The sequence below is a fragment of the Kitasatospora sp. SC0581 genome (genome assembly GCF_048159585.1).
Lineage (GTDB): Bacteria > Actinomycetota > Actinomycetes > Streptomycetales > Streptomycetaceae > Kitasatospora.
The window spans coordinates 21,564-43,215 of sequence record NZ_JBLRWA010000015.1 but is presented as its reverse complement, the minus strand read 5'-3'; the positions used below and the strand labels follow the sequence as shown (position 1 = coordinate 43,215).

The following is a 21,652-nucleotide window of genomic DNA, read 5'->3' as shown; positions in this document are numbered from 1 at the left end:
GGGCCCGGCACTGCCAGACTGGGGCCTGCAGAGTCCGTCACGGAGAGAGGTCGCACCCCGCATGTCCAGCAGCGCCGTCGTCGAGAATCCGTGGTTCCGCAGATTCAACCCGTCCGACTCCGCGCCCGCCCGGATCGTGATCTTCCCGCACGCCGGCGGCTCGGCCAGCTACTACCTGGAGTACGCCAACGCGCTGGCGCCGCACGCCGATGTGCTCGCCGTCCAGTACCCGGGCCGGCAGAACCGCATCGGCGAGCCGACGATCGGCTCGGTGACCGGCCTCGCCGAGCAGCTCGCCCGGGAGCTGCGGGAGTGGGCGGACCGGCCGCTCACCTTCTTCGGGCACAGCATGGGCGCGGCCGTCGCCTTCGAGACGGTCCGCTGCTTCGAGCGCGACGGCGTACGGGGACCGGACCGGCTGGTCGTCTCGGCCGGCCGCGCGCCCTCGCTGCCCCGGACGACCAGGGTCCACCAGCTGCCGGACGACGAACTGCTCGCCGAGATCTCCGCGCTCGGCGGCACGGACGACCGGATCTTCGCCGTGCCCGGCCTGCGCGAGCTGGTCCTGCCGAGCCTGCGGGCCGACTACATGGCCGTCGAGACCTACTGCAGCACCCCGGACGCGACCGTGTCGCTGCCGATCACCGCCCTGGCGGGGGAGTCCGACGCGCACGCCACCGTCGACCAGGTCGGCCAGTGGGAGCGGCACACCACCGGCCCCTTCGACCTGCGGGTCTTCCAGGGTGGGCACTTCTACCTGGCCGACCGGACCCAGGACGTGGTGGAGGTGCTCACCGCGCACCTGCGCGGCTGAGCCGGCCCGGGGCACCCCGGGTGGCCGGGGCGGCGGCGCGGTCCGCACGCCGCCGCCTCCTTCGAACGGATGCGCCCGCCACCGGTGACCGGAGCGCGCCCGCTCGACTACTGTGCCTGCTTGACGGACCGTCAACAGACCACCAGGAGGCAGCGTGCGCCGGATCGCCGTCGTCGGAGCGGGCCAGGCCGGCCTCCAACTCGCGCTCGGGCTGGTGGCGGACGGGTACCGGGTGACGCTGGTCGCCGAGCGCACCCCGGAGCAGCTGCGCGGCGGCCGGGTGCTGTCCACCCAGGCGATGTTCGGCCCCGCCCTGCGGATCGAGGCGGCGGCCGGGCTGGACCTCTGGGCGGAGCAGGCGCCGGCCGTCTCCTCGGTGGAGGCGGTGCTGGCGGCGCCCCCCGGCGTGCGGGCGCTGGAGTACACCATGACGCTGGACGAGCCCGCCCAGTCGGTGGACCAGCGGCTCAAGCTGGCCGGCTGGCTGGAACTGCTGGCCGAGCGCGGCGGCGTGGTCGAGTACCGCACGCTGGACCGCGGCGGGCTGCACGAGCTGGCCCGTCGGCACGAGCTGACCGTGGTCGCGGCCGGCCGCGGCGCCCTGTCCGGGATCTTCGAACGCGACGCCGGCCGCTCGCCGTTCGACGGGCCGCAGCGGGCCCTGTCCTGCCTGTACGCGCACGGCGTCGGCTCGCCGGACCCGGCCGCCGGGCCGAGGGCCCGGATGAACGCCCTGCCCGGCCTCGGCGAGCTGTACCTGCAGCCGGCGCTCACCCTCTCCGGCTCCTGCGACATCCTGCTCTGGGAGGCGCTGCCCGGCGGACCACTGGACGCGTTCGGCGACGCCCCGCCGCCGGATGTCCAACTGGCGCGGATCCGCGAGCTGTTGGCCGAGTACCTGCCCTGGGAGGCGGAGCTCTGGACGGAGGCCGAGCCGACCGACGCCGGGGCCGGGCTGTTCGGCGCGGTCACCCCGGTGGTCCGGCGCGCGGTGGCGGAGCTCGGCTCGGGCGTGGACGCCGTCCACGTGCTGGGCCTCGGCGACGCCGTGGTGGTGACCGACCCGATCGCCGGGCAGGGCGCCAACAACGCCGCCCGGGCCGCCGAGGCCTACCGCCGGGCCGTCGTGGAGCACGGCGACGCCCCGTACACGGCCGACTGGATGTGCCGCACCGCCGAGCGGTTCTGGCAGCAACAGGCCCGCCACAGCGTCGAGTTCACCGCTGCGATGCTGACCGTGCCGGACCACCTCCAGGGGGTGTTCGCGGCCGCCGCCGAACACCCGGAGGTCGGCCGCCGGCTCGCCAACACCTACGCCGAAGCGCGCGACTACGCCGCCTGGCTGGCCACCCCCGAGCTGACCGCCGCCTACCTGGCCTCGGTGGGCAACTCCTCAGGGGGGAGCCAGGTTCGGCCCGGCGACGAGGACGGGTCCGGCGGCTCCTGTCGGTAGGAACCGCCGGACCCGGGGGCCGTACGACAGCACGACCGGACACGGGACTTCCGGGCCCGAGGCGGGCGGGCGCGGGTGCGGCCGGCTCAGCGCGGCCCGGTGCCCGTGGCGCGCAGTCTGTCGAGGGTGTGGTCCAGGTTGGCCTGGGTCGCCGCGACGGCGGCGTCCGGGTCACCCGCGGCGATCGCCTCGACCAGGGTGCGGTGCGCGTGGGTGATGCCCTCCGCTTCGACGCCGTCGTGGAGCCGGTTGTCGGCCACCACGTGGCCGGCCGCTTCGCGCAGCGCGTCGACGAAGGAGTCGAAGAGGCGGATGAGCACCGGGTTGTGCGCCGCCCGGACGACCTGGCGGTGCAGTTCCAGGTCGGTCTCGACGAGCTCGGCCGGGTCGGCGGCCGCGTCGCGGGCGGCCAGCGCCGCCCGGAGCGCGGCGACGTCCGCCTCGGTGCGCCGCTGCGCGGCCAGCCGGCCCGCCTCCACCTCCAGCGCCGCCCGGACCTCGTACACGTCGAAGACCTCCGAGCGCCGCAGCTCCCGGTCGAACTCCGAGACCGGGGCGGCGGCGGCCACGTACGTGCCCGAGCCCTGACGGGCGCGCAGCTGGCCGTCGGCGATCAGCACCCGGACGGCCTCGCGCGAGGTGGTCCGGCCGACTCCGAGGAGTCGGCTCAGCTCCACCTCACCGGGCAGTTTGCTGCCGACCGGCCACTCGCCCGTGCCGATCAGTCGGCGCAGCTCGGCCGTGGCTTCCTCCACCAGTGAGCGATGGCGTACCGGGCGAACAGTCATGAGGACGACCCTATCGTCCTCCGGGTGCCGCACCCGTGGCGGCCTGCTCGTTCACCCGTTCCGGGGCCGGGTCCGGCCCCTGCTCCGGCCCCGCCTCCGGCAGTACGCGGTCGCGCAGCCGCAGCGCGGAGCCGAGTCCGAGCGCCAGCACGCCGAGGACCAGGGCGAGGACGGTCCGCAGGCCGTGGGCGTCGGCCAGGCCGCCGAGCGCCGGTGCGGCGAGGCCGCCCACGGACATGGCGAGTCCGAGGGTCAGCCCGCTGGCGGTGCCGGGCCGGGTGGGCAGGTAGTCCTGGGCGAGTGTCACCTGCGGGGCGAAGGGCAGGAACATGGCCAGTCCGAACGCCACCGCGCCGGCCATGGCGACCGCGACGGAGGGTGCGAAGGCCACGGCGGCCAGGGCGGGGACGGCCAGCAGGTAGCCGGTGCGGATCGGGGTCATCCGTCCGTGCCGGTCGCCGAGCCAGCCGCCGAGCAGGGTGCCGGCCGCCCCGGCGAGGGTGAGCAGGGTCAGCGCCGCGGCGCCGGTTCCCGTCGAGCCGTGGAGGTCGCGCTGGATGTGGAGGGCGAGCATCGAGGTGACGGTCACGTAGGGGATCGACCAGGCGACGGTGGTCGCGGCGAGGCGTCCGAACGCCCGCCAGTCGTCGCGGTGGGCGCTCGTCGCCGCACCCCGGGCGGCCGACGGGGTCGCCGGGGTGTGGCCGCGGTACCGCAGCCAGCGGCCCTGCGCGGCCCACAGCAGGGCCGTCACCAGCGCCGGGACGGCCAGCAGCCAGCTGCCGCCCAGGCCGTACGCGCCGACCACGAGGGTGACCAGGGCCGGTGCCAGCGAGGCGCCGAGGGTGCCCCCGACGGAGAACAGGCTCATCGCCCGCTGGGACTGTCCCCCCGCGACCCGGGCCTGGTTGGTGGCGGCCGGGTGGTAGGCGGCGATGCCGATGCCGGCCAGCGCGGCGAAGAGCCAGGTCAGCGGGTAGCTGTCGGCGAGGGCGGCGCCGGTGATCCCGGCCGCGGCGGTGAGGAAGCCGGCCGGGATGAGCCAGCCGCGGGGGCGGCGGTCGACCAGCAGGCCGAACAGCGGCTGGACCACGCTGGACAGGCCGCTCGCGGCCAGGGCGATGCCGGAGACGGCGGTGTAGCTGTAGTGCCGCTGGGACATCAGGAAGGGCAGCAGGGCCGGGACGGCGCCCTGGTAGAGGTCGTTGACGATGTGGGTGCCGGTCAGGAAGGCCAGCTGTCCGCGCTTCACCGCGTCCCCCGCTCGGGCCGCGCCGTGTTCTGCCCGGTCGCCCGCTCCAGTACGGCCGCCTGCCGGGCGGCGTGGTGGTGCCAGGGCCGGGCCCGTTCCAGCTGGGCGCCGAGGGAGAGCAGGAGGCCCTCTTGGTGGAGCCGGGCGGTCAGCATCACGCCGATCGGCAGTCCGTCCGGGGTCCAGTGCAGCGGCAGGCTGATCGACGGTCGGCCGGTGAGGTTCGCCACCGGTGTGCGCGGGGTGACGGCGAGCATCCGGGCGTAGGTCCGCTCCGGGTCGTCCGGGTCGGCCAACGACCCGACCGGCAGCGGCGGTTGGTCCGTCGTGGGGCTCAGCACCGCGTCGAATCGGTCGTACCGGTGGCAGATCGTCCGGGCGGTGGCGGTCAGCGAGGCCATCGCCGAGGCCAGCCGGACCGCGCTGTGCTCGTTGCCCCGGGCGCGCAGCCAGCGGGTCAGCGGCAGCAGCCGGTCCTCCCGCTCCGGCCGGACGGGCACGGCGGCGGCCAGCACGCTCCACAGCACGGTGAAGTCCGGCACGTACTCGGCGGGGTCGAACGGCGGGGCCTCCTCCACCCGGTGGCCGAGGTCGGCGAGCAGGTCGGCGGTGCGGCGGGAGGCCAGCGCGGCCTCCGGGTGCCACCCGTCCGTCCGGGGCAGGACGCCGATCCGCAGCGGGCCGGGCTCGCGTTCGGCGCAGGCCCTGAAGTGGCCGGCGGGGGAGGCGGGCAGAGTGCTGCCGTCGCCCGGGACGCTGCCGGCCATGACGTCCAGCAGGAGGGCCGCGTCCAGTACCGTCCGGGCCAGCGGGCCGGCGGTGGCCAGCCCGAAGGCGTCCGTGCCGGGGGCGGTCGTCACCCGGCCCCGGCTGGGCTTGAGGCCGACCACGCCGCAGGCGGCGGCCGGGATCCGGACCGAGCCGCCGCCGTCGCTGCCCAGGGCCCCGGCGGCCAGGCCGGCGGAGACCGAGGCGGCCGCCCCGCCGCTGGAACCCCCGGCGCCGCGGCCGGGGTCGTACGGGCTGCGCGCGGTGGCGTGGACCGTCTCCGTGTAGGCGGAGCAGCCGAACTCGGCGGCCGTGGTGGTGCCCAGCAGTACGCCGCCCGCGGCCCGGAGGGCGCCGACCACGGCGGCGTCCTGCGGAGCGGTGCGGTCGTCGAAGGCGGCGGAGCCCGCGGTGAACGGGAGCCCGCCGACCGGCCAGGTGTCCTTCACCGACAGCGGCACGCCGAGCAGTGGCGGCAGCCCGGCGCCGTCCCCGGTCCCGGGGCCGTCCCCGGCGGCGGCCAGCCTGGCCTCGGCCGCACGGGCGGCCCGACGGGCGCCGGGCGCGTCGACCGTGCGGTAGGCGCCGAGCACGCCGTCGAGTTCCTCGATCCGGCGCAGGTGGTGGTCGACGAGTTCGGTCGGCGAGACGGTGCGCCCGCGGATCGCCGCCGCCTGTTCGGCCAGCGTCAGGGCATGGAGGTCTGACATGATCACTCTCCCCAAGTAGTCCTCAGGTCCCCAGGTCTTCAGGTCCTCTGAGGACTTCACCATAGAGGCGGGCCCGACTCGATGGCAAGGCAAGCCTTACCGGCTACCCGGGTGCGCGTTGGTCCTGGCGGATGGGCGGTGCGCGCCCCTTCCTCGCCTTCGATCGCACCCGCTCTTCCAGACACTACGGTGACCGTACTATGGTGATCGGCGTGACGAAGAAACGCTCCATGCAGGAGCCCACCTTCCTGCTGCTCACCGCCCTCGCCGACCAGCCCCGGCACGGCTACGCGCTCGGCGACGAGGTCGCCGCGATCTCCGACGGCCGGGTCCGGCTCGGCGCCGGAAGCCTGTACGGCACGCTCGACCGACTGCTCGCCGAAGGCCTCATCCGGGTCGAACGGGAGGAGACGGTCGACGGGCGACCCCGCCGCGTCTTCGCCCTCACCCCGACCGGCACCCAGGCCCTCACCGACGAGAGCCGGCGGCTGCGGGCCACCCTCCGCGAGGCCGACCGCCGCCTCGCCATCACCCGGAACAGGCTCGCGGGAGGCCCGGCATGACCGCGCACCAGGACCACCAGAATCACCAGGATCAGAGCAGGGAGGGTCGCCTGGCGACCCACCTGCTGCGCCGCGCCCTCGCCCTCTACCCGGCCTCCTACGGCACCCACGCGCTGGCGGAGGTCGCCGATCACGCCGAGCGCCGCGTCCGAACCGCGAGTCCGCTCGCCGCTCTGCGTGAGGTGGCCGATGTGGCGGGGCACGGGGTCCGGGTCCGGCTCGGCCTGGTCTCCCACCGGCCGGCGGGCCGGGCCCTGGCCACCGCGGCCCCGCTCGCCGCCGCACTGGCCGGCGGCTACGCGGCCGTGCACCTCTATTGGGCGGTCCGGGCCGCCACCGACCCGGACGGCGGGATGCGCGTCGGGTCGCTCGGCGCCACGATGGCGCTGCTCGTCCCGGCGGTGCTGATGGCCGTCGCGGCGCTGACCGGCCGTTGGACGGCGGCCCGCGCCCTGGCGGCGGCCACCGTCGTGGCCCCGCTGCTCGTCCTGCTCGCCGGCCCCGAACTGCCCGGTGCGCACGCGCGGGGCCCGCTGACCTACGGTCTGGTCGGCCCGGACACGGTGCTGTTCGCCCTCAATGCCCTGGTGCTGCTGGCCGCCCCGCCGGACCGCACCACGCGACCGCGCTCCGCCGTACCGTGGGCGGTCGTGTTCACCACCACGGCCTCGGACGTCGCCCTCGTCCTGGTCTCCGGCCCGGGGGAGGGAGTGTTCTTCCGGACCGGATTCCCCCTCGTCGCCCCGGTGGTCGTCGGCGCGGCCGTCGCCTGCACCACCCGTACGGTCCGCTCGGCGGCCCTGACGGCCGTCGTCCTGGGGGTGCCGCCCGTGGTCGCCCCCACGCTGACGGGCTACTACGTCATGAACGCGACCGCTGTCCTGTTCCTGGTGGTGCTGTTCACCATCGGGTACGCGGTCGCCCTCGCGGCGGTCCGACTGACGGGCCGGTTCGGCCCGCGGACCGACCCGCGGACCGACCCGCAGCAGCCCTGACCCCCGGGCACGGCCCCGGCCCCGCGTCGTGAACCCGCGCGTACGCCCGCGGGTCCGCGCGGCGTCGGACGAATGGTGGCATCCGGCCTGGTCGGGTCGGATGCCACCATGGCCGGCCACCCACGCGGGTGGCAGCCGGGGCCGGTAGGTCAGGGCGCCCTACGCCCCGGCGAGGAGCATCCCGCCCATCGCCAGCATGGTCGCCGCGACCAGTCCGTCCAGCACCCGCCAGGCCCTCGGCCGGGACAGGACGCCGCTCAGCAGCCGGGCGCCGAAGCCCAGGGCGGCGAACCAGCACAGGCTGGCCAGCGCCGCGCCCGCGCCGAAGGCCCAGCGCAGGTCGCCGCGGTCGGAGGCCAGCGAGCCCAGCAGGAGCACGGTGTCGAGGTACACGTGCGGGTTCAGCCAGGTCATCGCCAGGCAGGTGAGGACCGCTCGCCGGACGGACCCGGTCTCCGGTCCGCCGCCGGTGAGCGCGGCCGCCGGATCCGGGCGCAGCACCCGTCGGGCCGCCAGGAAGCCGTAGCAGAGCAGGAACGCCCCGCCGACCAGGCCCACCGCGGTCAGCGCCGCGGGCCAGGCCGTGACCACCGTGCCCACCCCCGTCACGCCGAGCGCGATCAGCGCCGCGTCCGAGACGGCGCAGATGGCGACGACCGCGAGGACGGCGTGCCTGCGGGCGCCCTGGCGCAGGACGAACGCGTTCTGGGCCCCGATGGCCACGATGAGGGAGAGTCCGGTACCGAATCCGGCGAGTGCGGCGGCGATGGTGCTGCTGGTCATGGGTCCGACCGTATGGACCGCGTATAGATGAGTACAGCTAAAGATTCTAAAGTAACCTTAGCCGTACTTATGGACGAGCTTCCCCTGGACCAGGTCCGGACCCTGCTCGCGGTGGTTGACGAGGGCACCTTCGACGCCGCGGCCGCCGCCCTGCACGTGACCCCCTCCGCCGTCAGCCAGCGCGTCAAGGCCCTGGAACAGCGCACCGGGCGGGTCCTGCTGATGCGCACCAAGCCGGTGCGCCCCACCGAGTCCGGCGAGGTGGTGGTCCGGTTCGCCCGCCAGCTCGCCCGGCTGGAACGCGACGCCCGCGCCGAACTGGGCCTGGCGGCCGAGCAGGGCCCGGCCCGGGTCCCGATCGCGGTCAACGCCGACTCCCTCGCGACCTGGTTCCTGCCCGCGCTCACCCGGGTGCCGCAGGACCCGCCGATCTGCTTCGAGCTCCACCGGGAGGACGAGGCCCACACCACCGCCCTGCTGCGCGAGGGCCAGGTGATGGCCGCCGTCACCTCCTCGCCCGACCCGGTGGCCGGCTGCACCGTGCGGCGGCTCGGGCTGGCCCGCTACCTGGCCGTGGCCACACCGGAGTTCGCGGCCCGTCATCTCACCAGGGACCTGGCCGAGGATCTGGGCCGGGCCCCCACCGTGGCCTTCGACCGGCGCGACGAGCTCCAGGACGAGTTCGTCCGGTCCCTCACCCGGGGGCGGTCGGGCGCCGGGCGGATCCGCCACCTGGTGCCCGCCTCGGACGGGTTCCGGGACGCGGTGGCCGCCGGTCTCGGCTGGGGCCTGGTGCCCGAGCCGCAGGCCGAGCCGCTGCTGCGCTCCGGGCGGCTGGTGGAGCTGGCACCCGCCCGGCCGATGGACGTCCCCCTGTACTGGCAGCAGTGGAAGCTGGACTCGCCCGCCCTGTCCACGGTCGCCGAGGCCGTCGCGGCGGCCGCCGCCGAGGCCCTGCGGCCCGGGCCCACCCGCCGCCGGCCGTAGACCGCCCGGGGCTCGGCCCGCCTTCGCTATCCCTCGTGTCCTTCGTCCTGCCCGCTCTGCAGGGCGGCTCCGTGGGCGAGCAGGACGCTCAGCGCCACGTAGTCCGATCCGGGGCGGCGGACGGGCACGAACACCTCCAGCCGGTCCCCTTCGGTGCGGTAGCCTGCCTTCGTCGCGCGCCCCGACAGGGCCCGGCTGCCGACGTGCGAGGCCAGTCCCCGGACGTCGAGCCGGACACCGTCCGCCGGGCGCGCGGAGACGAGGGCGATCCGGGACCAGGCGATCGGGGCAGGGAAGGGGGAGAGCGTCATCCCCTCGGTGGTGAAGGTCAGGGCGCCCCAGCGGAACGACCCGCCCGCGCCGAGCTCGTCCAGGAGGCGTTGCGCACGGGCCACGGCGACGGACTGCGTCGCGTCCGAGACGAAGCGCGCGCCGGTGGTGGGGTGCGCCTTCGTGATCATCCGCCAGAAGCCGCACTCCTCCTGGACCCTGATGTAGTCCAGGCCCCGGAGGCGGATCCGGCCGCCCGAGTGAGGGCGGATCACGGTCTTGAGCACGTCGTGCGAGTGCGCCGAGTTGAAGTGGACGGACACCCGGGTCGACTCGACGGAGGCGATCTCCTGCCACGCGTACCGCAGCGTGCGGCGCCCCGGCCGGCGCAGCTCGAAGCCGTGCTCGTACTCCCGGATCCGGATCCGGGCGTGCCGCACGCACAGGGCGAGGCACCCCAGGGCCGCCACGGGCAGGGCCCAGAACGCGAGGCGGAACGAGGAGTCCTCGTCGTAGTACTTGCCGACGAGGGAGCACAGCACGCCGAACAGGATGAGGAGCACGACCAGCGCGGTCGTCGGCCTGCGTACGTAGGCCCCCTGGTAGGTCCACACCCGCTGCCCCAGCAGCCGCCCGCTCCGCTCCGACCCCGCCGCCGTGCCTGCCGTCACCACACACCTCGCATAGCCGTCCGATACCGCGTCGTCGAGTCTCGGGCGGGTGCGTGCGGGGGACAACGGGAGAACTACTCAATTCCCGCACGCTTTCCGTGCCGGTACCGTCAGCGCGCGTCCGTAGGATGACCACCCATGGGAACGGGGGCAGCCGCGGGGACGTTCGCCGGCCTCGGCGGCTTCGACGCCGAACTGACGCCGCTGATCGGGCGGCGGGCGGACACGGCCCGGATCGCCCGGCTGCTGTCCGGCGCGCGTCTGGTGACGCTCAGCGGCACCGGAGGCGTGGGCAAGACCCGGCTGGCGCTGCGCGTGGCGGCGGACGCGGCGCGCTCCGCCTTCCCCGACGGCGTGTACGTCGCCGAACTCGCCGACCTCCGGGACCCGGAGCTGCTCGCGTCGAGCGTCCTCGGCACCCTCGACGTGGCGAATCCGGGGCACCCCGGCGCCGACGCGGCGGCCGTCCTCGCCGCCCGGCTGCGCGAGCGGCGCGCCCTGCTGGTCCTGGACAACTGCGAGCACCTGGTCGACGCGTGCGCCCGCCTCACCGACGCGTTGCTGCGGGCCGCGCCCGGACTGCGCGTCCTGGCGACGAGCCGGCAGCCGCTCGGCATCGCGGGCGAACAGGTCTTCCCCGTGGAGCCGTTGCCGGTGCCGGACACGCGGGCGGGTCACGGCCTGCGCGACCTGAACGGCAATCCGGCCGTCGCGCTGTTCGTCGACCGGGCCGCCGCCGTGCTGCCCGGCTTCACCCTGACCAGGCCGGATGCCGCCGCCGTCGCCGAGCTCGTCCGCCGCCTGGACGGGCTGCCCTTCGCGATCGAACTGGCCGCCGCCCGCATCCGGAGCCTGACGCCGCAGGAGATCCTGGAGCGGCTCACGGACCGGTTCGCGCTGCTCACCGGCGGGAGCAGCGTCGCCGCCGACCGGCAGCGCACCCTGCGCGCGTTGATCGACTGGAGCCACGAACTGTGCACGGGGCGCGAGCGGTTGCTCTGGGCGCGAGCCTCGGTGTTCCGCGGCGGCTTCGACCTGGAGAGCCTCGAACGGGTCTGCGCGGACGCCGAACTGCCGCCCGCCGCCCTGTTCGACGCCCTCGACGGCCTGGTGGCCCGGTCGATCGTCAACTGCCGCCACGTGCAGGGACGTTCGCGCTACCACATGCTGGAGACGGTACGGGAGTACGGGCACCAGCGGCTGGCCGCGTCCGGCTCGCTCGACGCCCTGCGCGGCCGTCACCGGGACCGGTACGCCGAACTGACCGCACGAGCAGGGCGGGAGTGGTTCGGGCCCCGGCAGGTCGACTGGTTCACGCGCCTTCGCTTGGATCACCCGAACCTGCGCGCCGCTCTGGGCTTCTGCCTGGAGCGGCCCGGGCAGGCCCGAGCCGGTCTGGCCCTGGCCGTGTCGCCCCGGCACTACTGGATGACCGCGGGCCTGCTGTCCGAGGGGCGCCACTGGCTGTCGCAGCTGCTCGCCGCCGACCACGCGCAGGACGGCGGTGACGGCGACGGTGACGGCACAGCGGGCCCGGATGCCGCCGTCCGCGTCCACGCCCGGGTCACCGACACGTACCTGCGCATCCTGCAGGGCGACCCGGACGCCGACGTACGGCAGGCGCTCGCCGCGTGCGAGGCGGCGGCCGAACAGGGCGGCCACCGGCGGGAGTCGGCGTGGGTGTGGCACCACCACGGGATCCTCGCCGTCTGGCGCGAGGACTACGCGAGCGCCGCCGAACTGTTCGCGCGGGCGCGCACCGAGTTCCGCGCGCTGGGCTGCCTCGACGCGGCCCTCGAGTGCCGGGTCAAGTTCGCCATCGCGCACGCCTGCGGGGGCGAGGCCGCCGTGGCCGAGGAGGCGTGCGGCGAGGTCGAGGCGGCCGCCCGCACGCACGGCGAGTCATGGCTGCACGGCATGGCCCTGCTCGCCCGCGCCCTGCTGGCCCTGCGCGCGGACGCGCCCGCCGACGCGACCACGCACGCCAGGGCGGCCATCGCCCGGCTGCGCCCGTTCCAGGACTGGTGGGACGTGGCCATGTGCGTGGAGGTCATCGCCTGGAGCACCCGGAACGACCCGCGGCGCACTGCCCGGCTCCTGGGCGTGCTGCACCTGTTGTGGGAGTCACTGGGCGGGCGGCTCGGCGCGGCGCCGTTCATGCGCACCCAGCACCTGCGCCTGGACGCCGCGGTACGGGAGGCGCTGGGCGCGGCCGCCTTCGACCGGGAGTTCCGCCGTGGAGCGCGCGCCACCGTGGACGAGGCGATGGCCCACGTCCTCGACGACCCGGCCGGGGTCCCGGGACTGACGAAGCGCGAGAGCCAGGTCGCGGAACTGGTCGCCGAGGGCCTCACCAACAAGGACATCGCGGCGCGCCTCACCATCGCGCAGCGGACCGCCGAGAACCACGTCGAACGCATCCTGGGCAAACTGGGGCTCGCCTCGCGCACGCAGCTGGCGGTGTGGACGTACGAGCAGCGAGGCGGTCCCGCCCGGGGCCCGCGGCGCCGGGGGCCCGCGGAGCGGTCGCCGGCGGACTGAGTCGGAGAACTGGGTTGTTCAACCCAGCCGACGGACTTTGTCGTTCGACCCAGCCGATGGACTGGGTTGCTCGACCCAGCCGCCGGACTGGGTTGTCCGACCCAGCCGGCGGACTGAAGTAGCAGACCGAGCCGACGGTCCGAGTCGGTGGACCGAGCCGACCAACTGAGTCGGTAGACCGAGCTGACAGACCGAGTCGGGGGACCGAGTCGACCGCCCTCAGCCGCGCACGTGCAGCCCGAACCCTGTGCGGCCCGCGGGCTCCAGCCCCTCCTTCAGGTGCAGCGAGGGAATCTCGTAGTCGCCGAAGTTCTGCCGCCGGAACGCGATCGGCTCGGTCGACTCCAGGGTGAGCAGGCGCTGCTCCCAGGCCCGGGCGACGGCCGGGTAGTCCTCGTCGGTCATCCGGTCGCTGCCGTACAGCACGAACGGCGGCAGCACCTCGATGCCCGGGTAGTAGAGGACGCCGTGCTGGAACGGGAACAGCAGGTCGTCGATGGGGCCGCTGATCCCGCGAGCGGCGTAGTGCGACTCCGGGCCGCCGACGGTCACCGACAGCAGCGCCCGCCGGCCCGCGAGGGTGCCCTCGCCGAAGCGCTCGCCGTACCTGGTGGCGCTGTGCTCGCCGACGCCGTACGCGAAGCGGTAGGTGAACACCCGGTCCACCCACCCCTTGAGGATCGCGGGCATCGTGTACCACCACAGCGGGAACTGGAAGACGATCGTGTCGGCCCACAGCAGCTTCTCCTGCTCGGCGCGGACGTCCGGGGAGAGCGTGCCGGCCTCGAAGGCCCGGCCCGAGTCCAGGGCGACCTTCAGAGGACTCGAGGCCTCGGGGCCGTAGTCCGCGGCGTCCACGACCGCCTTCCAGTTCATCGCGTACAGGTCGCTCATCCGTACCTCGTGCCCGGCGGTCTCCAGGGTGGACACCGCGAGGTCCTTCAGCGAGCTGTTGAGCGACTTCGGCTCCGGGTGGGCGTGGACGATCAGCGTCTTCACGGGGGACTCCTTCGGATCGGATGCCTCCGATCCTGGACACCGCGGCGCCCGGCGTTCAGGGGCGCCGTTTCCGTCGGACCGGACTTCCTGGTATCGGCAGGGCCACCCTCACGGGCACCCGAGCCGGCCGAACGGGCGCCCGCCGCGGCCATACTGAGGGGCATGGACGATCTCGCGGGCTTCCTACGGACCAGGCGTTCCCGGGTCGATCCGGCCACCGTCGGCATCCCCACCGACAGCCGCCGCCGGGTCGCGGGGCTGCGCCGCGAGGAGGTGGCGCACCTGTCCGGCGTCAGCGTCGACTACTACGTACGCCTGGAGCAGGGCCGCGCGACCCAGCCCTCCGAGCAGGTCCTCGACGCGCTCGCCCGAGTCCTCGACCTCGACGAGACCGAACGCGGGCACCTCTACCGCCTCGCGCGGCAGCGCCGCCGCCGTGCGACGGCGCCGGGCAGCCGGGTCCGGCCGGAACTGCTGCGCGTCCTCGACCTGGTGGCCGGCGCACCCGCGCTGATCATGAACCACCGCCTGGACGTCCTCGCCGGGAACCGCCTCGCCGGCCTCCTCCTCGGCCGCCCGATGCCGGGCCTGAACACCGCCCGGCACATCTTCCTGGAGGAGGCCGACCGCGGCCTCTACGCCGACTGGGAGAACTGCACCCTCGACGTGGTCGGGCACCTGCGGCTGGCCGCCGGCCAGTACCCCGACGACCCCCGACTGGCCTCGCTCATCGGCGAGTTGGCGATGGGCAGCGAGCGCTTCCGTCGCCTCTGGGCCCGCGCGGACGTCCGCGCCCGCACCCACGGACGCAAGGCGTACCGGCACCCCCTGGTCGGACCGCTGGAACTGCACCAGGAGAACTTCGCACTGCCGGACGAGCCGGGCATCGAGCTGCTGGTGCTGTCCGCGGCCCCCGGCAGCCCCGCCGAGGACGGACTGCGCCTGCTCGCGGGGCTGGGCACGGACACCGGCGAGCCCCGCGGCGCGGCGGCCGTCGGTGCTGCGGGCGCCGCGGGTGACGAAGACCTGCTTCGGCGGGCGGGGAAGGCGTAGCGGTGGGGTGCCCCGTCAGCGGGTGAACTTCGCGATGGCCGCCGGGGTGACGGGCGTGAAGAAGTTGACGAGGTTGCCGTCGGGGTCGCGGAGCAGCAGGGAGCGGTTGCCCCAGGGCATCGTGGTGGGCTCGGTGACGAAGTCCGTGACGAATCCGGTCAGGTCGCGGTGGACGCGGTCCACGTCGTCGACGAGGAACTCGGTGATGACGCTCTGGTTGGCGGCCGGGCGGGCGGAGCCCGGGGCGAACAGCGGGACGGTGCGGGTGCCCGCGATCGCGAGGGTGGCGCCCGCGGTCCGGAGCTCGGCGAAGTCCTCGGTGGCCCACTCCGCCCGTACCTGCGTGGCGCGTTCGTAGAACTCGACCAGGCGTGCGACGTCGCCGGTGATGATGCGGATCGAAACGAAGTCCATGGTGTCCTCCTGGGACGGGGTCGGAGCCGCCCGCGGTCGCGCGGTTGAGTGCTGGTGCCGCTGAGCGGCCGTGCGCTCCGCAGACTAGGAGGGATAGTGGACAGAACCTGTCCACTATCCGCCTAGGCTGTGGACATGTCCCGACCCACCGGCCGTGTGCTGACCCTCCTGGAACTGCTGCAGTCGGGCGGTACCCGGACGCTGGCCGAACTGGCCGACCGCCTCGGCGTCGACGGGCGCACCGTGCGGCGCTACGTGGACCACCTGATCGACCTCGACGTGCCCGTGGAGTCGGTGCGCGGCCGGTACGGCGGCTACCGGATCTCCCCGGGCTACCGCCTTCCCCCGCTCATGCTCGGCGAGGACGAGGCGCTCGCCGTGCTGCTCGGACTGCTCGCCGGACGCCGGACGGGACTGGCGACGGCCGAGCGCACGGCGGGCGAGACCGCGGCCGCCAAGATCCGCCGGGTGCTGCCCCGGCACGTGGCGGCCCGGCTCGACGCGCTCCTGGACGCCCTCTCCTTCACGGACGGCTCAGGCGGGGACGCCGCCCCGGACGCCGGGATCCTGCTCACCCTCGCCGACGCGGTGCGCCACCGCCGGCCGGTCTCCCTCAGGTACACCGACCGCGACGGCCGGCCCAGCGAACGCACGCTGCACCCGTACGGGATCGTCGCCCACGCGAACCGCTGGTACGTTACGGGCGCGGACCCCAAGATCGGCGAGGACCGGACCTTCCGGCTCGACCGCGTCGCGGACGCGAGGGCCTTGCCCGGCACGTTCGAGGCGCCCGCCGGCCCCGACCCGGCCGACCGCCTGCTGTCGGGCTTCGCCACGGCCGACTACCGGCACGAGGTGACGCTGCGCATCCACGGCACGGCCGAGCAGATCCGCGCCCACCTGCCCGCCGGCGTCGCGACACTGGAGGACCACGACCCGGCACCGACACCGGACGGGGACCCGACCGCCGAGCGCTGGCTGCGCGTCGAGCTGCGGGCGGAGCGCCTCGACTGGTTGCCGCCGGTCCTCGCCGCGATCGACCGGCCGTTCGTCATCGAGCGCCCGGAGGAACTGCGCACCCTCGTTACCGCCCTCGCCGACCGCCTGGCCTCCCACGCCCGCCGGACCTGACGGCACCCGCCCGGCTCCCCGCAGGCCGGCCGTCGTGCCCGGGGACCGGAGCGTTCGGCCGACGTGTGAAGCACCACACTTCCGGTCCAGAGCGTGCCGGAACTCGCGGCCCGGCCGACGGCCAAGGACACTGATCGTCGTGACTGATGTGCGTGAGACCCTGGATTACCAGACCTTCGGGCGGGCGGTGCGCGAACTCGCGCAGACGATCGCCGACGACGGCTACGAGCCCGACCTCGTCCTGAGCATCGCCCGCGGCGGGGTGTTCGTGGCGGGCGGTCTGGCGTACGCGCTGGACTGCAAGAACATCCACCTGGTGAACGTCGAGTTCTACACGGGCGTGGGCACCACCCTCGAGATGCCCGTCATGCTGGCGCCCGTTCCCGCCGCGATCGACTTCACCGACAAGAAGGTCCTGATCACCGACGACGTCGCCGACACGGGCAAGACCCTGCGGCTCGTGCACGACTTCTGCCTCGACCACGTCGCCGAGGTCCGGTCCGCCGTCATCTACGAGAAGTCGCACTCCCTGGTGAAGTGCGAGTACGTGTGGAAGCGGACCGACGACTGGATCGAGTTCCCGTGGTCGACGGAAGGACCGGTCGTCAAGCGCGAAGGCCAGGTCCTCGACGCCTGACCGGAGGCCTGACCGGAAGCGGTCCGCGCCGCACGCCGGGACGCCCCCAGGCCGGGATGCCCCAGGCCGGGACGCCCCAGGGCGGACTCCTGCGGAGCAGAAAAAATCGGAAGGGTTGGGACCTGTCACCCCTTCGGGGGGTGGAGCTGGCGCGCGCGGGCAGGGGTGCGGCAGCATCGGGGCGGGAGCCCGGTCCTGGCAGGACCGGGGGTGGTTGAGGAGCGGGTGCCCGTCGTGGTGACGCGGGCACCCGCTTGGCGGTGTCCTCGCTGATACCGATGCTCGCAGCTGATACCGGTGCTCGCAGCCGGCACCGGTGCTCGCACCGCCCGCCCGATGCGTGACGACCGACGACCTACACCTCGTCGTCCCGGTCGCCGTCCTGCGGCGTCTCGCCGAACCGCTCCTGCGCCTCCGCCGGCCCACAGCCGAAGGCGCGGCCGATGTACTCCCAGGTCATCAGGTTGTGGTGGGCCCTGCGGCCGGCCAGCAGCGCGGTCGAAGCAGCGGCGCGCTCGAACCGGCCGGCCGCACGGGCGGCGGCGTACGGCCTGCTCTCCGTCAGGTCGCAGATCCGGTCGACCAGCGCCGCGATCAGGTCCTCGACCTCGCGCGGCACCACACCCTCGGCCAGGTCGACGTGCGACTCCCAGTCCGCGAACGGCCCGGTGTCCTTGCCCACCGCCTCGGTCGCCGAGTCGTCGCCGAAGTCCAACCGGTGCACCTGCTCGCCCCGCCAGCCGCAGCTGCAACCACCGCGCACCGCGGTGGCCCGGGGGCCGTCCGCACCGTTGTAGAGCCACCAGGTGGTGCGCCCGTCCGGCAGCGGCTCCGGCTCGCTGCCGTCCGCCAACACCGCCGCCGGGAAACCCCGGTGGCGTTTGCTCTCGTCAACCCATGGCATGCCGTGTCCCTCGCGTCCCTGGAGTACAGCACCAGGGTTCTCAGCCCGTGGCGCAGTGTCAAGGCTTCGCGACAATCGGTGCGATCCGCGGATCACCGGGGCCGCGGCCGGGAGCACGCGGCGCCTACGCGCGCATCGGGGCTCTCGCGGATCGGGTCAGCTGCTCGGATGGGAGGCCGCCCAGCCGTGTTCGAGCAGGGCGAAGGCCTCGTCGGCGGCCCGGCGCGGTTCGGGGTGCTGCAGGATCAGGCTGCGGGCCGCCAGGGCGAACCGGGCCAGGGCGACGCAGCTGACGTCGTCGTCGGGCGCGTCCACGGCCTGCGCGATGGCCCGCGCCAGGGCCGTTTCGTGGCGGGTCCACATCCGTTGGGAGTAGTCGCGCAGCGCGGGGGTGTCCTGCACCAGGCGGGTGAAGTCGGCGAACCGCGGGTCGGCGGCGTGAATGGCGAACCGGGTCTGGGTCAGCAGCAGGTGCTCGCGCAGCGCCTGTGGGACCGAGCGGCCCGGGGGCCGCTCGCGCACGGCCGCGACGAGGGCCGCCTCCAGGTCGTCGTCCTGGTCGAAGACCAGCGCCTCCTTGCTGGTGAAGTGCTTGAACAGGGTGGTCACCGAGACGTCCGCGGCGTCGGCGACGTCCTTGACACCGACCTGGTCGTAGCCGTGTTCGAGGAAGAGTTCGAGTGCGGCGTCGGCCAGGGACTGGCGGGTCTGGGCCTTCTTGCGCTCGCGGCGCCCAATCGCTTCGGTCACCCGACCACCATAGCCCGAAGTGCATCCACTCTGAAAGTGTAGTCATTGCACTTATTTAGCGAGTGTGCTTTCTTGGTGGTGTCGGGCCGACCGGCGACCCGCCCACCACCGGAAGGACGCACCCATGCCCACTGCCCGTGCCCCCCGCATCGCGATCGTCGGCGCCGGCCCCGGCGGCCTGACCTGTGCCCGGATCCTGCAGCAACACGGCCGCGCCGTCACGGTGTTCGAACGTGAGGCCGACGCCGACGCCCGCCCGCAGGGCGGCTCCCTCGACCTGCACGCCGACACCGGCCAGGCCGCCCTGCGGTCGGCAGGCCTGCTCGACCGGTTCCATGCCCTCGCCCGCCCCGAGGGCGACGAGTGGCGGGTGCTCGACCATGCCACCGGCGCCCTCCTCGCGCAGCGGGGGCCGACCGCGGGCGGGGGCCGGCCGGAGATCGACCGCGGCCAACTGCGCGGCCTGCTGCTGGACTCGCTCGCCCCGGACACGGTGCGGTGGGACCGTGCCGCCGCCGGGGTCACCCCGCTGGCGGGCGGCACGTGCCGGCTGCTGCTGGGCGACGGTACGTCCGAGGAGTTCGACCTGGTGGTCGGTGCCGATGGCGCCTGGTCACGGGTCCGCCCGGCGCTGTCACCCGCCGTACCCCACTACACCGGTGTCACCTTCGTCGAGACCGGCTTCGACCAGTGCGACACCCGCCACCCCGAACTCGCCCGACTGGTCGGCAACGGATCGCTGCTGGCGAAGGGCGTCGGCCGGACCCTGGTCGCCCAGCGCAACAGCAACGGTCACATCCGCGGCTACCTCGCGCTGCGCGAGCCGCAGGACTGGCACACGGCCGCCGGACTCGACCTCGGCGACCAACGGGCCGTGCGGGAGCACCTGTCGGAGATGTTCGACGGCTGGGACGACAGCCTGCTGCGGATCCTGCGCGACAGCGACCACGGCTTCGTCAACCGGCCCCTGCACGTGCTGCCCGTCCCGCACGCCTGGACGCACGTGCCCGGAGTGACGCTGCTCGGCGATGCCGCACACCTGATGCCCCCGGTCGGACTGGGCGCCAACCTCGCCATGCTCGACGGCGCCGACCTCGCCCACGCCCTCGTCACCGAATCCAGCGTCGGCGCCGCCGTCCGCGCCTACGAGCGCGTCATGCTGCCCCGCTCGATCAAGGCGGCGACGGGAAGTGCCCAGGGCCTCGACCACCTCGTTCCCGCGACGGCCCGCTGAGTCGACTCCACCACCGCTCGACGATGCCGAAGGCGCCGAAGTCGTCCAGGGGGCGGGACTACTACCTATCGACTCCGACGGCCCCCTCGACGCGTTCCGGTACCGCGTCCGCCCTGCGGAAGGCACGGGCGGAATGGTACGCCGGTCGTATGCCGAAGGCCCGCCCTGGTGCGTCTGACGTACCGCCACTTCGTGTCACAGGGCGATGTCTTCGGAGCAGGTGCGTTGAGAGGCTCGACCGGCACGGCCCGGACCTCCTCCGGGCCGGACGCGTCCGTCACCCCTCCGGGAGAGAGCAGCATGACCATCACCGGCACCACCGTCCGGCGCGCCTCGGCCGTGGGGCTCGTCCTCGCCACGGGCCTCACCACCTGCCTGGCCGTCGCACCCGCCGCCCTCGCCGCGACGCCGGCCGCCGCCGTCGACGCGGCCCCTGCCGCCGGACTCGGCCGCTACTACCAGCAGCGCCTGGACTGGCACGGCTGCGCTCGGGGCGGGGAGGACCGGACGGGCCGCGCCCTCGACGCCGCCGGCGCGCGCTGCGCGGACGTGACCGTACCCCTCGACTACGGCGACCCCGGCGGCAGGACCATCACCGTCGCCGTGTCCCGCCTGAAGGCCACCGACACCCGCCACCGGATCGGTTCCCTCCTGGTCAACCCCGGAGGCCCGGGCGGCCCAGGCCTCGGCATCGGGCTCACCGTGCGCCCCGTGATGAAGGAAACCGGCACCCGCTACGACGTGATCGGCATGGACCCGCGCTTCACCGGCCGTAGCACCCCCCTGGACTGCGGTCTGCCCTCCGGGCCCGGCCTGCTGTCGGCCGGCCCCGACCGGGCCGGCTTCGACCGCCAGACCGCCCGGGCCAGAGACGTCGCGGACCGCTGCCGGGCCACCAACGCCGACGTCCTGCCGCACGTCACGACACGCAACACCGCCCGGGACATCGACGTCGTGCGCGGCGCGCTCGGCGAACGGAGGATCTCCTACCTGGGCTACTCCTACGGCACCTACCTGGGCACGGCCTACACCCAGATGTTCCCCACCCGCTATGACCGGGTGGTCCTCGACAGCGCCCTGGACCCCGACCGCTACAACCCCCGCCTCATGAAGGGAACCGAGGCCGAGAACGAGAAGGCGTACGACGACTGGGCCGACTGGACCGCCGCCCGCGACACCACCTACGGCCTCGGCCGCACCCGGGAGGAGGTACGCGCCACCCTCGACGGCGTCATCGCCGCCTCCTCCCGCGAACCGCTCACCGTGGGCACCGCCCCCGACACCTTCCGCCTCGACGACAGCCAGGTCCCCGCCCTGCTCTTCACGGGGATGGCCGATGACACCGACCCGGCGCGCGCCTCCCTGGCCGAGCAGATGTCCCTGCTCGCCCGGGCCGCCCAGGGCCACCCCTCCACCCTGCCGCCCGCCTTCGCCGACCTCCTGCGCTCCGTGTTCACCCCCTCCGGCTCCAGCACCGGCAGCGCCCAGACCGCGATCCTGTGCGGAGACGCACCCGCCCCGCACGACCCCGAGACGTACTGGAACGACATCGAACGCGCCCGCGCCGCCCACCCGCTGTTCGCCCCGCTGACCGAGAACATCACCCCCTGCGCCTTCTGGGACCGCCCCCGCGAAGCCCCCGTCCGGGTCCGCCACGACACCCCGGCCCTGATCGTCGCCTCCACCGGCGACCCCCGCGTCCCCTACACCCGCAGCACCGCCCTGCACGACCGCCTCCCCAGCTCCCGCCTGCTCACCCTCGCGGGCGCCAACCAGCACGCCAACTACGGCGTCCACGGCAGCTCCTGCGTCGACACCACCGTCAACACCTACCTCGCCACCGGACACCTCCCCGCCCGCGACCGCACCTGCACCGCGTAGGCCTACTCAGGGGCCCTTGAGTACGTCCGCTCATGCGTTCCGACCAGCTGTTTC

At 74.4% G+C, this 21,652-nt stretch carries 20 protein-coding genes; 11 read left to right on the top strand and 9 right to left on the bottom strand.

The window, feature by feature from the left end; all coding sequences use genetic code 11:
- Positions 1–61 precede the first annotated feature (61 nt).
- Together ACLWS4_RS22545 and ACLWS4_RS22540 are read left to right on the top strand one after the other, a co-directional pair.
- On the top strand, positions 62–814 hold the full coding sequence (locus ACLWS4_RS22545) for a thioesterase II family protein (RefSeq protein WP_375874958.1): 753 nt from the start codon (positions 62–64) through the stop codon (positions 812–814).
- Between the two features lie 154 nt (positions 815–968).
- On the top strand, positions 969–2,267 hold the full coding sequence (locus tag ACLWS4_RS22540) for a styrene monooxygenase/indole monooxygenase family protein (RefSeq protein ID WP_416875044.1): 1,299 nt from the start codon (positions 969–971) through the stop codon (positions 2,265–2,267).
- A gap of 86 nt (positions 2,268–2,353) precedes the next feature.
- Here ACLWS4_RS22540 and ACLWS4_RS22535 read toward each other — a convergent pair whose 3' ends face one another.
- From ACLWS4_RS22535 to ACLWS4_RS22525, 3 genes are read right to left on the bottom strand one after another with little or no spacing between them, the layout of a single operon-like run.
- The gene (locus tag ACLWS4_RS22535; protein WP_049657443.1) at positions 2,354–3,055 is read right to left on the bottom strand and encodes a FadR/GntR family transcriptional regulator; all 702 of its coding nucleotides are present in this window, start codon (positions 3,053–3,055) and stop codon (positions 2,354–2,356) included.
- A gap of 10 nt (positions 3,056–3,065) precedes the next feature.
- Positions 3,066–4,307 carry an MFS transporter gene (locus ACLWS4_RS22530; protein ID WP_416875043.1) on the bottom strand — a complete coding sequence of 414 codons (1,242 nt, stop codon included), beginning with the start codon at positions 4,305–4,307 and terminating at the stop codon, positions 3,066–3,068.
- Entirely contained in the window at positions 4,304–5,785 is a 1,482-nt protein-coding gene (locus ACLWS4_RS22525) for an amidase (RefSeq protein ID WP_416875042.1), read from the bottom strand. Before ACLWS4_RS22525 ends, ACLWS4_RS22530 begins: the two co-directional genes overlap by 4 nt.
- 230 nt (positions 5,786–6,015) lie before the next feature.
- Between ACLWS4_RS22525 and ACLWS4_RS22520 the strand changes: the two genes are divergently transcribed.
- Positions 6,016–6,348 carry a PadR family transcriptional regulator gene (locus ACLWS4_RS22520; RefSeq protein ID WP_416875103.1) on the top strand — a complete coding sequence of 111 codons (333 nt, stop codon included), beginning with the start codon at positions 6,016–6,018 and terminating at the stop codon, positions 6,346–6,348.
- Complete coding sequence (locus ACLWS4_RS22515; protein WP_416875041.1) at positions 6,345–7,343, top strand: hypothetical protein; 999 nt, start codon at positions 6,345–6,347, stop codon at positions 7,341–7,343. The genes ACLWS4_RS22520 and ACLWS4_RS22515 overlap by 4 nt, the downstream gene beginning before the upstream one ends.
- A 159-nt stretch (positions 7,344–7,502) precedes the next feature.
- Here ACLWS4_RS22515 and ACLWS4_RS22510 read toward each other — a convergent pair whose 3' ends face one another.
- Complete coding sequence (locus ACLWS4_RS22510) at positions 7,503–8,126, bottom strand: LysE/ArgO family amino acid transporter (protein ID WP_049651185.1); 624 nt, start codon at positions 8,124–8,126, stop codon at positions 7,503–7,505.
- Between the two features lie 69 nt (positions 8,127–8,195).
- Between ACLWS4_RS22510 and ACLWS4_RS22505 the strand changes: the two genes are divergently transcribed.
- Positions 8,196–9,113 carry a LysR family transcriptional regulator ArgP gene (locus tag ACLWS4_RS22505; RefSeq protein WP_416875040.1) on the top strand — a complete coding sequence of 306 codons (918 nt, stop codon included), beginning with the start codon at positions 8,196–8,198 and terminating at the stop codon, positions 9,111–9,113.
- Between the two features lie 26 nt (positions 9,114–9,139).
- On the opposite strand, the gene ACLWS4_RS22500 is transcribed toward ACLWS4_RS22505, so the two are convergent.
- Complete coding sequence (locus ACLWS4_RS22500) at positions 9,140–10,054, bottom strand: hypothetical protein (RefSeq protein ID WP_416875039.1); 915 nt, start codon at positions 10,052–10,054, stop codon at positions 9,140–9,142.
- A 138-nt stretch (positions 10,055–10,192) separates the two neighbouring features.
- Here ACLWS4_RS22500 and ACLWS4_RS22495 point away from each other — a divergent pair, with 138 nt between their 5' ends.
- A complete protein-coding gene (locus ACLWS4_RS22495; RefSeq protein WP_416875038.1) occupies positions 10,193–12,595 on the top strand; it encodes an ATP-binding protein in 2,403 nt (800 codons plus the stop codon).
- Positions 12,596–12,814: 219 nt separating this feature from the next.
- Here the strand turns inward: ACLWS4_RS22495 and ACLWS4_RS22490 are convergent, their stop codons facing one another.
- On the bottom strand, positions 12,815–13,594 hold the full coding sequence (locus ACLWS4_RS22490; protein ID WP_416875037.1) for an NAD(P)H-dependent oxidoreductase: 780 nt from the start codon (positions 13,592–13,594) through the stop codon (positions 12,815–12,817).
- A 162-nt stretch (positions 13,595–13,756) separates the two neighbouring features.
- Between ACLWS4_RS22490 and ACLWS4_RS22485 the strand changes: the two genes are divergently transcribed.
- Positions 13,757–14,647, top strand: a complete 891-nt coding sequence (locus ACLWS4_RS22485; protein WP_375874950.1) for a helix-turn-helix transcriptional regulator — start codon at positions 13,757–13,759, stop codon at positions 14,645–14,647.
- Positions 14,648–14,662: 15 nt separating this feature from the next.
- Here ACLWS4_RS22485 and ACLWS4_RS22480 read toward each other — a convergent pair whose 3' ends face one another.
- A complete protein-coding gene (locus ACLWS4_RS22480; protein WP_380775195.1) occupies positions 14,663–15,061 on the bottom strand; it encodes a VOC family protein in 399 nt (132 codons plus the stop codon).
- A gap of 135 nt (positions 15,062–15,196) precedes the next feature.
- Here ACLWS4_RS22480 and ACLWS4_RS22475 point away from each other — a divergent pair, with 135 nt between their 5' ends.
- Both ACLWS4_RS22475 and ACLWS4_RS22470 read left to right on the top strand, forming a co-directional pair.
- Entirely contained in the window at positions 15,197–16,192 is a 996-nt protein-coding gene (locus ACLWS4_RS22475) for a helix-turn-helix transcriptional regulator (protein ID WP_416875036.1), read from the top strand.
- Positions 16,193–16,331: 139 nt separating this feature from the next.
- Complete coding sequence (locus ACLWS4_RS22470; protein WP_049651192.1) at positions 16,332–16,829, top strand: phosphoribosyltransferase; 498 nt, start codon at positions 16,332–16,334, stop codon at positions 16,827–16,829.
- A gap of 355 nt (positions 16,830–17,184) precedes the next feature.
- Here the strand turns inward: ACLWS4_RS22470 and ACLWS4_RS22465 are convergent, their stop codons facing one another.
- Both ACLWS4_RS22465 and ACLWS4_RS22460 read right to left on the bottom strand, forming a co-directional pair.
- On the bottom strand, positions 17,185–17,733 hold the full coding sequence (locus ACLWS4_RS22465) for a hypothetical protein (RefSeq protein ID WP_143204589.1): 549 nt from the start codon (positions 17,731–17,733) through the stop codon (positions 17,185–17,187).
- Between the two features lie 156 nt (positions 17,734–17,889).
- Positions 17,890–18,483 carry a TetR/AcrR family transcriptional regulator gene (locus ACLWS4_RS22460; protein WP_416875035.1) on the bottom strand — a complete coding sequence of 198 codons (594 nt, stop codon included), beginning with the start codon at positions 18,481–18,483 and terminating at the stop codon, positions 17,890–17,892.
- A 124-nt stretch (positions 18,484–18,607) separates the two neighbouring features.
- Here ACLWS4_RS22460 and ACLWS4_RS22455 point away from each other — a divergent pair, with 124 nt between their 5' ends.
- On the top strand, positions 18,608–19,717 hold the full coding sequence (locus ACLWS4_RS22455; RefSeq protein WP_416875034.1) for an FAD-dependent oxidoreductase: 1,110 nt from the start codon (positions 18,608–18,610) through the stop codon (positions 19,715–19,717).
- Between the two features lie 300 nt (positions 19,718–20,017).
- Entirely contained in the window at positions 20,018–21,598 is a 1,581-nt protein-coding gene (locus ACLWS4_RS22450; protein WP_416875033.1) for an alpha/beta fold hydrolase, read from the top strand.
- Positions 21,599–21,652 lie beyond the last annotated feature (54 nt).

Bases quoted from the DNA above. Each gene is read 5' to 3' on its own strand.
- ACLWS4_RS22505 (WP_416875040.1), top strand. From the start codon at position 8,196: ATGGACGAGCTTCCCCTGGACCAGGTCCGGACCCTGCTCGCGGTGGTT.
- ACLWS4_RS22455 (WP_416875034.1), top strand. From the start codon at position 18,608: ATGCCCACTGCCCGTGCCCCCCGCATCGCGATCGTCGGCGCCGGCCCC.
- ACLWS4_RS22525 (WP_416875042.1), bottom strand. From the start codon at position 5,785: ATGTCAGACCTCCATGCCCTGACGCTGGCCGAACAGGCGGCGGCGATC.
- ACLWS4_RS22535 (WP_049657443.1), bottom strand. From the start codon at position 3,055: ATGACTGTTCGCCCGGTACGCCATCGCTCACTGGTGGAGGAAGCCACG.
- ACLWS4_RS22520 (WP_416875103.1), top strand. From the start codon at position 6,016: ATGCAGGAGCCCACCTTCCTGCTGCTCACCGCCCTCGCCGACCAGCCC.
- ACLWS4_RS22450 (WP_416875033.1), top strand. From the start codon at position 20,018: ATGACCATCACCGGCACCACCGTCCGGCGCGCCTCGGCCGTGGGGCTC.
- ACLWS4_RS22480 (WP_380775195.1), bottom strand. From the start codon at position 15,061: ATGGACTTCGTTTCGATCCGCATCATCACCGGCGACGTCGCACGCCTG.
- ACLWS4_RS22545 (WP_375874958.1), top strand. From the start codon at position 62: ATGTCCAGCAGCGCCGTCGTCGAGAATCCGTGGTTCCGCAGATTCAAC.
- ACLWS4_RS22510 (WP_049651185.1), bottom strand. From the start codon at position 8,126: ATGACCAGCAGCACCATCGCCGCCGCACTCGCCGGATTCGGTACCGGA.
- ACLWS4_RS22465 (WP_143204589.1), bottom strand. From the start codon at position 17,733: ATGCCATGGGTTGACGAGAGCAAACGCCACCGGGGTTTCCCGGCGGCG.
- ACLWS4_RS22475 (WP_416875036.1), top strand. From the start codon at position 15,197: ATGTCCCGACCCACCGGCCGTGTGCTGACCCTCCTGGAACTGCTGCAG.
- ACLWS4_RS22495 (WP_416875038.1), top strand. From the start codon at position 10,193: ATGGGAACGGGGGCAGCCGCGGGGACGTTCGCCGGCCTCGGCGGCTTC.
- ACLWS4_RS22515 (WP_416875041.1), top strand. From the start codon at position 6,345: ATGACCGCGCACCAGGACCACCAGAATCACCAGGATCAGAGCAGGGAG.
- ACLWS4_RS22485 (WP_375874950.1), top strand. From the start codon at position 13,757: ATGGACGATCTCGCGGGCTTCCTACGGACCAGGCGTTCCCGGGTCGAT.